1 protein-coding gene (only partly in view) is annotated in these 14,727 nt (G+C 50.3%); it reads left to right on the top strand.

Annotation, left to right across the window (positions count from 1 at the left end):
* The coding region annotated (locus FXV75_RS16240; protein WP_148835493.1) for an LEPR-XLL domain-containing protein crosses the window boundary (this coding region is incomplete at its 3' end): on the top strand, window positions 1–14,727 show 14,727 of its 46,734 nt. 32,007 nt of the annotated region lie to the left of the window's left edge.

The raw sequence follows: 14,727 nt of genomic DNA, 5'->3' as shown, positions 1-14,727 counted from the left end.
AACAAAACCAGTATTGAAACGGCTATTGCCGACGACGCTTCTCAACCAACCGTTACTGCTGAAACCGCGGTGGCTCAAACCTCTCAAGTGATTTTTGATACGTCGAGCTTACCGAGTGCCGCTATTACTTATCGGGTCATTGTCGGCGGTTACACCTCAACAACATCGGGTGATATCACGACGTTTGCAACGGACGACGCGCCTATTGATACCCGTATTTACAGTATTAAGGGCAGCGATTATACCACTTGGGATGCCTTATTGACGGCATTAAAGAGCACGATAGAAACGGGTGAAAGTGACCGTTTGACCGTGTCAAAAGTGACCGATGGTCTTGAGCTACAGGCAAAAGTCGCTAACGTACCGTTTGCTTTGTCTTCTTTTGCACTGCAAGCACTGAAAACGCAAACGGCACCGCTTCCTACACAGGTCGCCAGTGCTACACAGCCTCAAATTACTAAGATTGTCTACAAAGGGGATGTGACCAATATTGGCTACACAGTCACCGCGGAAGCGAGTGCTTTTGAAGCGAAGGGTGCCGATACTTGGGCTTATCTGCTTGATCAACTGAGCGACTCTTTAGAGGAGGATAACTCAGGTTATACCGCAGTCGCAGATACGGCAGAGAAAACCATCACAGTCACTGGAGCGGAAGGGGAAGCCTTCACAGTCACAACCACTGTGGCGGCGCAGAATGTAGTGCAACAGAGCATAACGTCAAGCTTTGCAACCGACACTGGCGTGTTGACGCTTGAAGGCGGCGCGACAGCGGGTCTAGATTACACCTTGACCATCGGAGCCAAGGTCTTTACTTACCAAGCACAAAGTGGCGATGATGTCGCTGCGATAGTCGCAGGTTTGGCGATTGAGATAAACAAAGACATTACATTGAGTGCCTTGGCCTCTGCTGAAACCATGACATTGCAAACGGTCACTGGCGACCCGGCTGTGACGGCGATCTATGCTACAGACGACGTGTCTATTGCTGAAAAAGCCCAAATCACAACGCTCACCTTTACTGGAACAAAACCCAGTGGCGATTACGTTGTTACTCTTGGTTCTACTCTTGGTTCCACTACAACGACAGTGGATGGTGATGAGTGGGCTTTGGTTTTATCTACCCTAGCGAACAGTGTCAATGCAGACAGTGCACTTGATATTACAGCAAGCGTTGATAAAGCCGCGAAAACACTGATTTTGACCGCCGATGCCAATAATAAGCCCTTCTCTGTTAGCGGTGTCTACCCTGCGGTGACGGTTATGATATTGGGACAGCCATCTCAAGCGCCAACAGGGGTGCAGCAAGTCAGAATCGGTGATAATTCAGTGACAGGACCTGAGGTGGACGCGTTAATTGTTGACTCTCCTTGGTCTATGGTGATGACCGACTTCGTGGCACAAGTTACCCAAGTGACTGAAGCGGCGGCTGAAGGGTCGGCTTTGTCTCTTGTGACGATCCGATCTCAATATATAAATGACGACGGCAGTAGTGCGCTTGTTATTGTGAGTGAAACCGCACAGACCATCACGCTTAACGGCACAGAGATTGCGCCAACGCAAGAGGCGGTGGCCAACGAACAGTCACAAATAACGAGTGTGGACTTAACAAACGTTACGCCTGGAATGCTCAGGTTGAAGATCGGCGCTGAGACATTTACCGTTGATGCTTCTGATCTTTGGGCACTGCGACTTGACGCTTTCAAAGCCCAATTATTAGCGCTGGATAATACCCTAGACATTAGGGTTGACAGTCAAAATGCCGCGTTGGTATTTACTCATCCAGGACCCGCTCCTCTGGTCGATGGTAATCGTGTAGAAAGCGGTAGCCTTCTTGATACAGGGGCTATTCCAACGACAGAAGCGGGTGTAAATAGTCGACAAGTCAGTGACATTCAATTTGCAGTCGATGAAATTCCAGTCGCTGGCATGCGTTACAGCGTTGAGATAGCGGGACAGGTTTACGCCGTCAACGTGGATTCGATTACAGCTGGGGATTCTTCAACGACGCTTGTTGTTGAGGGTGTGTCAACAGTAATCGCGAGTAGCGCGCCTACAGGGCATCAGTTATGGACGCCAATTATGGCGCAACTGGCTGCTAAGCTGGATGCTATAGAGGGCATTGGTGCCAGTGCCCTGAGCCATGTTACGTTAGCGACGGACACGGGTGATGTCACAGTGGACGTAGCGATGGCTCGTTTAGAAGCGGATGCGATTAATACGCCCTTTACTATTACGGCGGTTCGTGCGGAATTTACGGCTATCCAACAAGATCGTAATGCTGTTATGGCGTCAACACTGCAGGCTGCAGTGGTAGCGCAAAAACAAGTTACTGATGTAAGCTTTAGTGGCGATGCGTCTGCAGACATTCAGTACACGGTACGGGTCGATGGTGTGAACTACTCGGTTCGTCCGGGGGTTACCACTGGTTTAGATGCCAGCGCAAATCTCACGACGATCTTGACAACATTGGCCGAAAAAGTTTCTAACGGGGAAGAAAGCACGGTAGACGCAACACTCAGTGGCACGACGATTACGCTGAGCTCTAAAGAAGCGGGTGTGACTTTTACCGCCAGTGCGCGTTCTGAAAACCAAAACATCGATACACCAACGATAAAACGTGACTATGTGCTTAATATGCCGACTGAGCAGACTAATTTTGGTCTGAATGTAGAAGGCAACTTTACGATTGTGTCATTGCCAATTAAAGCTGACAGTACGGTCAGTTTAACCGCTACTCAAAACCTAGTTATTGTTGATCCTTTAAACGCCGGTACAGGCACAGTGACATTGTCTGCTGGTAAAGCCTTAGCATTAGGCGGCGAAGTAACGGCTGGGCAGCTTAATTTAACAGCGGGTGGTGAGGTATCGCTTAATTCGAAAGTGACTGAGCTGAACCTTAATATTACCCAAGAAGGTGCGGGTGTTCAGATCATTCAAACAGGTGATCTAGACTTATCAACGTTGACCTTAAACGGTGGCAACGTGGCCATCAATGTGGAAGGTGATCTTACTATTGGTGACTTTGCTGGCACCGCTGGTAATGTGACCCTTAATGTGACCGGTTCTGTTACCTTTAAAAACAGTGATGATTATACGCCAATTGCTATGCAGAACTTATCAATCATTGCTGGTGGAACGGTCACAGGTAAGATCAACACCACTAGTTTAGACATCACGGCGCAAGGTGATGTTGTGCTGGTGAATACCGGTACTGGAACGCTTGAGGTGACAAGCCTAGTTAATGAAGGCAACACGGTTGATCTGACATCAACAGGCTCAGTTAATATTGATAGTGCTTTGACAGTGACAGGTGAGGATACTATTCGCTTGGTCAGCGACTCCGGCAGCATTCGCTTAAACGATGTTATTACGGGGGATTCTGGTGATTTAACGATCAAGGCGAACCAAAATATACACTTGGGCGAAAGCGCCGATGTTTACTTGCAATCAGGTGATCTTGATTTGAGCACAAGTACTGGCGACCTGATTATGACAGGCGGCACTTTAATTGACGTAGGTTCGGGTGAGGTTGCCTTGACGGCGGGCGGCGATATCGCTCTGGGTCGTATTGTCACCACCAGTGATGCCGACATAGTCATCACATCTGGTGGTGCTATCAGTAATGAGCTCGACGAAGGTACGAGTATTAATGCGGGTGAGTTAGCGCGCTTGGTTATTCAGGCGGAAGACGGTATTGGTAACAGTGTACAGGCGCTCACCACATCCATTGCCACGATTCAATTGACGAACACTAACGAAGGTGGGGTTTACCTTGCTAACGTTGGCGGCTTAGATATTGAGTTGATTTCACAAAAATCTGGCGATGTGATGATGGAAACGTCGGGTGGCGAAGTCATCGTAACAGGGGATATCACCCTCGAAACCGGTGATTTCACTCTTTACGCGGGCGCGCCTAGCTCGAGTATTTATTTAGACGCTAATATTATCACTGAAGGCGGAAACGTCAGCTTAACCACAGAAGACGGCGATATTACCTTTGCCGGTACCATACTCATTAATGGTGTAGGGGATGTCAGTCTGCTTGCTCCGCAAGGCAGTGTGTTGCTGGATCCAAACCAATCTGGCTGGTTGCGTACGGACGGTAGCTTTGGTACGAAAGACGGCGTTGTCTCGACGGCCGCATTTGATACTCGTATTGACTGGGTGTTGCGCCAAGGTAAATTTACGGTAACCGACGAGGGTGCCGTGATTACTAATATTGCCGCTACTGATACCAATGCTCAGTTGAGAAATATTCTCGATGGCACGGTATTGCGTGAGGCGAACTCTCCATACATCTATTCGACGTCTGGAAAAGTCATTATCGAGGCACAAGGTGAGATCGGTCGTAAGTTAGCGACAGACGGCGGCGTGTTAAACGATGGCCAGTTTGATACTTACTTTACGCGTCAAATAGGCGACAACTCGGTTGGCTTCTTGAACAGTCCGTTGGCCATTGTGGTCGACGCTGTCACACTCAACGTTGAAAGTGCTCAACGTGCAAACATTTCGTTAATCACGCTTCGCGGTACGCAGTTGGTGAATACCGGAACACGAGGCGGTTCCACTGACTTAACTAACTTCGATCGTCGTGCTGACAGTACTCAAACCATCTCTGCGCCGATCGATGCCGCCGGTGAAAACATTGTATTAACCGGTAATACGTTGGCCATTGACGGAGATATTCGTAGCTCTGGCGCTGATTTGTCTATCCGTCCTATGGATGGGAATCAAGATATTGTCATCAGCAGTAGTACAGATAACGCCACAGAGTTGACGTTAAGTGCGGCTGAGCTGAATAAACTGCAAGAAGGCTTCCGTCAAATCATCATTGGTAGTGAAGAGGGTGGCCACACCATTTCCATCAATGAAGACACAACCTTTAAAGATACCGTCATTTTAAGTGCCCCAGGTGAGGGAGGGGAAATATTCTTGAACAGTGCTCTGACCGCACCTTCTGTTACGATCAAAGGGTCTGGGCATACCACTTATTTAAATAGCACCGGTGTAACATCGTCGATTGGCGGTATTGGGATACAGGATTCTATTGTCGTCTCAGGCGATGCTTTTTTGCGTTCGGCAGGCTCCATTACAGTAGAGGCAGGCTCAGAAGGTAATGGTTCCATCAATGCTAAGAGCACGTCTATAACAGAAAATCGTTTGGAGCTATCGGCCGCTGGTGTGATTAATTTCACGGGTAATATTGGTGGCGTGGGTGATGTTGGTGTCGATGTTAAACCACTGGATCAGCTGACTATTCTCTCCGCAACCAACGTCATCTTTGGTGATTCTGTGGTGCTAAACGGTGATTTGATTATTAACGCGACTGGTGAGGTACGCTTTAAGCAAGGTGTTACGCTTAACGACGGTGGCAGCTTAATCATTAACGGCGCCAGTTCAGTTGTGTTCGAAAGTGGTGGGCTTAGCTTAAATGGGATTAAAGATGGCCATGGTGGTGATATTCTTATCGAAACCAATACACTGTCATTAAACTTACTGTCTAACGATGCTATTACCGCCACTGAAGCAGGGTCACACTTTATTGTCCGTCCGACCAGTGATGCTCGTGCTGTGTTAGTCGGTAGTACAGGGCAGGTTCAATCAGGTACGTTAAATCTATCCAATGCCTTGTTGAATAGAATCGATCATTCCACCTTTGATGAAGTGACCATTGGGCATGAGCAACGTACCATAGACCTTTCTGGGCTGACAGTAAGTGGTGCAGACATTGCGACCGTGGGCGATTACACAATAACCCTAGATGGTGTGGATTATACCGTTGCAGTGACGGCGGGTAGTCATACTGTCAGTTCCTTAGCCAGTGCTTTCGCCAGTCAAATTAATGCCAGTGAGTCTTATGCTTACACGTCGCAAACGACGGGGGTGGTGTATCAAGCTGGCGCAGTTGATGGGGTATTGACTGTTTCACAAGGCCCTCGATTAGATTCATTAGTATTCACCGCACCTACTAGTTCTGGCACGGTTGACGTTTCTGACATACGAGCCGAAACGCGTGCCGGCAACGGTGTAACGGTTGGGGTAACAGAGACCACGGACGACAGTGATTTCCTTATTAATACGGATTTTAATGTCTATGGCACCTCAGTGCTGGTAGAAGACAGCTCGACACAAGGTAAGTGGCTAAAAGTGAAAGGCGACTTAAAACTGGATGCTACGAGCAACATTACCATTCAAAACCAAATTGATGCCGTGGATGCCTTACTTTATTCGCAAGCCGGTAAAGTGACGCAAGCAAACCCAGCCAATGTATTCTTAGGTCAATATAACGAGGCGCTTCGAGTGGATAATCTCGTTGTGCGTGCCGCAACGGGCGTCGATCTACAATGGTTAGAGATCAATACCCTAGATGTAACGAATACAACGTCTGGCAACATCCTTGCGAATGTTTACAAAGGTCAACCCGCAACAACGGCAACGGCAACAGCGGTCGATTACTTTTTAACAGGAAGCAGTGATGAGCGAGTGAATGGTGACCTCACTGTATTAAGAGCGACACAGCAAAATACGGGTGCGGGCAACATTACCATCACCACAGACCGTGGTGACATTACAGTCTCTGCAAGTGGCCAAGGTATTATTTCGCAATCAACAGAAGGCACAATCACAGTAGAAGCAAAAGCCGATGCGACCGCGGGTGATGATCTTTATAAGATTACCGTTGCTCAAACTATCCAGTCAATTCAAGGAGCGATTACGTTAAAAGCGGGTCAAGCCATCACAACAACAGGATTGGGTGTTATTGAAACAACCGCTGCTGGACAGATCGCTTTAACCTCACGCTTGGGTGATATTGCACAAGGAGCGAATGTCCTAACGGCGGGTGGAAGCATCACCTTCACCGCGGGTAATGACATTTTAATGAGCAGCAACACTCTAGCGGATGCCAGCACAGGAACGTCGACAGCCGGTACGATCAGCTTTACGGCGGGTGATAATATTGAGTTATGGGCGCTTAACGCAATAACAACAATAACGTTAACTGCAGACAACAACGCGGATGCAACGGGTTGGATTCAAGCTAACGACAGTTTCACCACAGGCACCAATATCAGTGGTGGTACGACTAACGTCATCTTTAATGCCACCCAAGGCGTTGGCCAGAGCGCAAAAGCGTTGCAAACAGACATCGCTTCGTTCCAAATTACTAATACCGCCGCGGCTGAGTTAACTGCAACCGGTGGCGTGTTTATCGTTGAGAAAGACGCGCTTGCAACATCGGGAGTATCCCTTGTTGCCGGTGATGCGGGTGATATCAGTCTTGTTCTATTAAATGGCAGTTTAACGATTAACCACCAGTTAGAAACCACGGGAACAAGCGGTAACATCTTGTTGGATGCCCGTAATGCAGGCACCACAGCGAATGTGAACATCAATCATAACGTGCGCAGCAGTTCTGGAAACGTCAGCGTGTTAGCCGCCGATGCGATTGCCATGACAGCGTCTGGTAGCAATGGTGAGATAAAAACATCAGCGGCTACGAAGACAATAGAACTATTGGCGTCAGCTGGGGCGATTACGGCAACCAGAGTACAAACCAATCAAGGTAATATTCGTTTACAAGCCAACACCAATGTGGCGGTTGGCTTGCTAGATGCGCGCGTTAACAGTGATCGTTCACCTGCAGGGTTGAGTAATCAAGCAACGTGGGGGTCTGTCCTGATTAGTGCCGCGACGGGTACGATTACCGATACCGCCATTAACGGCGACATAGCCGTTGATATCTTTGCGAACAGTGTGCGCATGAGTGCGGCTCAATCAATCGGTGCCAGTGCGAACCAGATTGAAACCGAAGTGCAAAATATGGCCTTGTCTGTTGCTGAAGGCGGTATTTACGTCACCGACAGCACAGCACTGGAACTATCTAGTGTGAATGACGTGGTCGTGAACCGTGTGGCCACCGATGGCAGCACGACTGGCACCACAGCGGGCTCAGCTTTAGTTGGCGCAACGGTAACAACGGATTCCAGTGATGCAAGCAACGACGATGTGGTTCTGATTGCGAAAACAGGCACCTTAACCTTGTCGCAAGCACTGAGCGTCGCAGGCAACGGCAACATCTTGCTGCAAGCACAGGATGGCGCATTGAATATTGATAAAGCCATCAGTACTGCAACGGGTCATATCAGTGCGGTAGCGAGTGGCACATTAACTCAGGCTGCTGCCGGAGATATCAGCACGACCGGCACGATCGATGTCCGAGCCAACGTGATTGACATGAAAGATGGCGCGGTAACCAGCATCACGAGTGGTTTAAGCAACATCCGTTATGTGGCCACCACGACGCTTGCCTTGGGTCAATTGACCACAGCGGGCGACATCAGCCTAAGCGCCAGCCGCATCACCGATGCGAACGACGCTGTTACTGTAGGAACAAATAACCTAACGGCCGATGAAGTACGCATCGTGACCACAGGAACCGCGGATGCCAATGGCGCAGGCACCAGTGCGAATCACCTAGAACTGAACGTGGCGAAACTGGCTGCAGACGTGAAAGGCACAGGCACAGGTGGCTTGTACATCACCGAAGCAGATGCTCTGCAAGTCGGTACCTTGAGCGCGATTAACGTCAATCAAGTTGGTACCAACGGCACCACATTAACGGCGACAACTGACGTTGCACAAAGCAACCTCAACAGCGCCGGTAACCTTGTGATTGTCGCTGCAGGCAGCATTGAAACGTTGGCAACGGGTGGCGAGATGACGGCCGCCGGTAATTTATTGTTGCAAGCCAATGGCACGAGTTCTGATTTGACCTTGGGCGGTACGGTCACTAATACGGCTGGCCATACAAGCTTGGAAGCAGGCCAAGACATCTTGGTCAGCGCGAACATCAGTGCGACAACGGTCGAAGGCAAAACCATCGACCTGAAAGCCGGTGACGACATCACCATGGCCGCTACAACGAGCATTACCGGCAACAAGGGTAATATTCGCTTAGAAGCGGTGAATACGATCGCGCTTCGTACTATTACAGCAGGTTCAGGCAGCGTTGCGCTGATCACAGGAACATCAGGTTCCATTGTCGATGCGGCCAATACAGCGGATGCTAATATCACCGCAAGTGGTCTGATCATGACCGCAGGCTCTGCTATCGGTTCTGGTGCAAACCACATCGACACCGCAGTCACGAGCTTAACTGCTAAAGCGGGTGCCGGTGGTGTGTTTGTCACAGAAAGCAACACGCTTGTGGTTGATACCGTTGACTTCAATGTTAGTCGTGTGAACGCACAAGCGGGTGTGGCGGATCAAAACAGTGCTCAAGAAGACCTAATCACCACAGCCGATGGCGCGATTGTTTTAACGGTGAACGCGGGTGGTTTAACGATCAATGACGGCACTGACGATTCAGTAGGCGTAACAGCGACAGGCAGCGGTAATGTGCTTCTGAATGTCACTGGTCAAATCACATTGGATGCGGGATTAAACGTAGGCTCCGGTCATATCAGTGTGGTGAGCAGTGATACTTTCACTCAAAACGCCAACGGTGACATGACGGCAACGGGTGCAGGTACGATCGATGTCCGAGCCAATGCCATCGACATGAACGCGGCAGCAATCACCACAGCAGAAAACGGTAACATTCGTTATATAGCAACCACGACGCTTGCCTTGGGTCAATTGACCACAGCGGGCGACATCAGCCTAAGCGCCAGCCGCATCACCGATGCGAACGACGCTGTTACTGTAGGAACAAATAACCTAACGGCCGATGAAGTACGCATCGTGACCACAGGAACCGCGGATGCCAATGGCGCAGGCACCAGTGCGAATCACCTAGAACTGAACGTGGCGAAACTGGCTGTAGACGTGAAAGGCACGGGCACGGGTGGTTTGTACATCACCGAAGCAGATGCTCTGCAAGTCGGTACCTTGAGCGCGATTAACGTCAATCAAGTTGGTACCAACGGCACCACATTAACGGCGACAACTGACGTTGCACAAAGCAACCTCAACAGCGCCGGTAACCTTGTGATTGTCGCTGCAGGCAGCATTGAAACGTTGGCAACGGGTGGCGAGATGACGGCCGCCGGTAATTTATTGTTGCAAGCCAATGGCACGAGTTCTGATTTGACCTTGGGCGGTACGGTCACTAATACGGCTGGCCATACAAGCTTGGAAGCAGGCCAAGACATCTTGGTCAGCGCGAACATCAGTGCGACAACGGTCGAAGGCAAAACCATCGACCTGAAAGCCGGTGACGACATCACCATGGCCGCTACAACGAGCATTACCGGCAACAAGGGTAATATTCGCTTAGAAGCGGTGAATACGATCGCGCTTCGTACTATTACAGCAGGTTCAGGCAGCGTTGCGCTGATCACAGGAACATCAGGTTCCATTGTCGATGCGGCCAATACAGCGGATGCTAATATCACCGCAAGTGGTCTGATCATGACCGCAGGCTCTGCTATCGGTTCTGGTGCAAACCACATCGACACCGCAGTCACGAGCTTAACTGCTAAAGCGGGTGCCGGTGGTGTGTTTGTCACAGAAAGCAACACGCTTGTGGTTGATACCGTTGACTTCAATGTTAGTCGTGTGAACGCACAAGCGGGTGTGGCGGATCAAAACAGTGCTCAAGAAGACCTAATCACCACAGCCGATGGCGCGATTGTTTTAACGGTGAACGCGGGTGGTTTAACGATCAATGACGGCACTGACGATTCAGTAGGCGTAACAGCGACAGGCAGCGGTAATGTGCTTCTGAATGTCACTGGTCAAATCACATTGGATGCGGGATTAAACGTAGGCTCCGGTCATATCAGTGTGGTGAGCAGTGATACTTTCACTCAAAACGCCAACGGTGACATGACGGCAACGGGTGCAGGTACGATCGATGTCCGAGCCAATGCCATCGACATGAACGCGGCAGCAATCACCACAGCAGAAAACGGTAACATTCGTTATATAGCAACCACGACGCTTGCCTTGGGTCAATTGACCACAGCGGGCGACATCAGCCTAAGCGCCAGCCGCATCACCGATGCGAACGACGCTGTTACTGTAGGAACAAATAACCTAACGGCCGATGAAGTACGCATCGTGACCACAGGAACCGCGGATGCCAATGGCGCAGGCACCAGTGCGAATCACCTAGAACTGAACGTGGCGAAACTGGCTGTAGACGTGAAAGGCACGGGCACGGGTGGTTTGTACATCACCGAAGCAGATGCTCTGCAAGTCGGTACCTTGAGCGCGATTAACGTCAATCAAGTTGGTACCAACGGCACCACATTAACGGCGACAACTGACGTTGCACAAAGCAACCTCAACAGCGCCGGTAACCTTGTGATTGTCGCTGCAGGCAGCATTGAAACGTTGGCAACGGGTGGCGAGATGACGGCCGCCGGTAATTTATTGTTGCAAGCCAATGGCACGAGTTCTGATTTGACCTTGGGCGGTACGGTCACTAATACGGCTGGCCATACAAGCTTGGAAGCAGGCCAAGACATCTTGGTCAGCGCGAACATCAGTGCGACAACGGTCGAAGGCAAAACCATCGACCTGAAAGCCGGTGACGACATCACCATGGCCGCTACAACGAGCATTACCGGCAACAAGGGTAATATTCGCTTAGAAGCGGTGAATACGATCGCGCTTCGTACTATTACAGCAGGTTCAGGCAGCGTTGCGCTGATCACAGGAACATCAGGTTCCATTGTCGATGCGGCCAATACAGCGGATGCTAATATCACCGCAAGTGGTCTGATCATGACCGCAGGCTCTGCTATCGGTTCTGGTGCAAACCACATCGACACCGCAGTCACGAGCTTAACTGCTAAAGCGGGTGCCGGTGGTGTGTTTGTCACAGAAAGCAACACGCTTGTGGTTGATACCGTTGACTTCAATGTTAGTCGTGTGAACGCACAAGCGGGTGTGGCGGATCAAAACAGTGCTCAAGAAGACCTAATCACCACAGCCGATGGCGCGATTGTTTTAACGGTGAACGCGGGTGGTTTAACGATCAATGACGGCACTGACGATTCAGTAGGCGTAACAGCGACAGGCAGCGGTAATGTGCTTCTGAATGTCACTGGTCAAATCACATTGGATGCGGGATTAAACGTAGGCTCCGGTCATATCAGTGTGGTGAGCAGTGATACTTTCACTCAAAACGCCAACGGTGACATGACGGCAACGGGTGCAGGTACGATCGATGTCCGAGCCAATGCCATCGACATGAACGCGGCAGCAATCACCACAGCAGAAAACGGTAACATTCGTTATATAGCAACCACGACGCTTGCCTTGGGTCAATTGACCACAGCGGGCGACATCAGCCTAAGCGCCAGCCGCATCACCGATGCGAACGACGCTGTTACTGTAGGAACAAATAACCTAACGGCCGATGAAGTACGCATCGTGACCACGGGAACCGCGGATGCCAATGGCGCAGGCACCAGTGCGAATCACCTAGAACTGAACGTGGCGAAACTGGCTGTAGACGTGAAAGGCACAGGCACGGGTGGTTTGTACATCACCGAAGCAGATGCTCTGCAAGTCGGTACCTTGAGCGCGATTAACGTCAATCAAGTTGGTACCAACGGCACCACATTAACGGCGACAACTGACGTTGCACAAAGCAACCTCAACAGCGCCGGTAACCTTGTGATTGTCGCTGCAGGCAGCATTGAAACGTTGGCAACGGGTGGCGAGATGACGGCCGCCGGTAACTTATTGTTGCAAGCTAATGGTACAAGTTCTGATCTGACCTTGAACGCCAACGTCACCAGCAGCGCAGGGCACATCAGCTTAAATGCGGGTCAAGACGTGTTGCAAAATGCCAATGTCAGTACGGATGCAGCAAGCAAAACCATTGATGTCTTGGCGGGTAAAGCAATAACGATGGCAGATACGTCAACGACCGTAACCAAAGACGGTAATATTCGTTACTCAGCCAAACCATTAACCGGTGCCTCCGGTGCAACGCACACAATGGCGATCAGCCATTTAAATGCGGGCACAGGCAGCGTCAGTTTGGTCGGCGGAAGTGTCTTAGACGCGGGCGATGCGGCAACAGATATTGTGGCATCAAACCTTCGATTGAACGTTACGCAGGGTGTGGGCAGCAATGGGACAAGCATTAACGCTCTAGAAACAACCGTGACTACCTTGACAGCAAGTACTCGTCAAAATGGTCTTTTCATTGATGAAACAGACGGTTTGATCATTGATAACGTTGCCGCTATTTCGGTAGAACGAGTGCAATCAAATGCCACATCCGTTACCACAACCGATGCGGCTCAAGAAGATGTGTCAGCCATCAGCGGAGGCGATGTCGTTATTTCTGCTACGGATCTTACGATTAATGCCGGTACAGCGGGCAGTCGTGCTATCTACTTGCAAGGCGATGGTCATACGAAGTTAATTGCAACAACGGGTAACCTAGCCGTCAACGGTCAAGTGGAACTCGACAGCACGACCACCTCTGGTAATTTGCAGTTAGAAGCGAAGGGTAACATTACCCTAGCGGCAGTGAGCCAGATCTTATCGGTGGATAAAGGTACGGTCTACTTAGACGCCAAGAATGCAATCACCATGGCATCTGGCTCAAGTATCTTCACCTTTGGTGGCGATGTACGCTTAGACGCGGTGAATAACATCAAACTGAGCGTGATCAACGCAGGCACTAATGGCGACGTGGCGCTGAACAGCACCGCAGGCCAAATACTGGATAATCAAGCCACAGCTACAAGCACCAACGTGGTTGCAAAAGGATTGTCTATTAATGCACAAAACGGCGCGGGTGAAAGCAGCAACGCAATCGAAACAACCGTCACCACATGGGCACTTAACTCGAATAATGGCAGCGTGTTTGTCAGCGATACAACTTCCGTAGCAACGGGTACAGTCACCGTAGACGTCAATACCATTAATAATAGCGGCGTTGCGAGCAACACCCAATCGACATTAACAGGTGTGACCACAGCCACAGGCAATATCGTATTGAATGCGAAGACTGATCTTGGTATCTCAGCTGATATTTCATCAACCGGTGGCACCATCTCCCTAGACGCTGAGTCTGGCGCTCTGACGATGGCAGGCACTGCGAAGGTGACTGCGACCAACAGCTCAGCGCGCTTAAATGCCGCCACCAACCTAACAGTGGGTAACGTGGTTGCACAAAACGTGAGCTTGGTAGCGGATACCGGCAGCATGATTAATGCCGCGGGCAGCACCATAAACGTCACGGCAACCAACCTACGTCTAAATGCTAAAAATGCTATTGGTGCAAGTGATCGTCATTTAACCACCACAGTAGCAACCATCAGCACAGTGAGCGGTAGGGGCACCTTTATAACGGAAACTGACAGCATCACCGTTGGCAGCGTTGACTTGACCATTGACACAATGAACGCGAGTGGTGTCACTGCTTCAACGACAGACGCGGCACAATCTGGCCTGACCAGTGGCGCAGAATTGGTCATAGTGACGGGTGGTAGCTTAACCGTTGCTGCGAACAATGCTGTGACGGCCGCCGGTAACTTATTGCTAAGTGCAGTCGGTACAACCTCTGATCTGACCTTGAACGCCAACGTGATCAGCAGCGCAGGCCACATCAGCCTAAACGCAGCGCAAGACGTGTTGCTCAACGCAATGCTTACCACTACCGGCACAGATAAAACTGTGGATGTGTTGGCGGCTCGTAACGTCACCATGGCGAACGATGCGACCATCACCACGAACCACAGTGATGCTCGTCTT

It is taken from the genome of Marinomonas sp. IMCC 4694, from assembly GCF_008122525.1.
Lineage (GTDB): Bacteria > Pseudomonadota > Gammaproteobacteria > Pseudomonadales > Marinomonadaceae > Marinomonas.
Note: the sequence above shows the minus strand (reverse complement) of the source record. Positions and strands in the feature narration are given on the sequence as shown.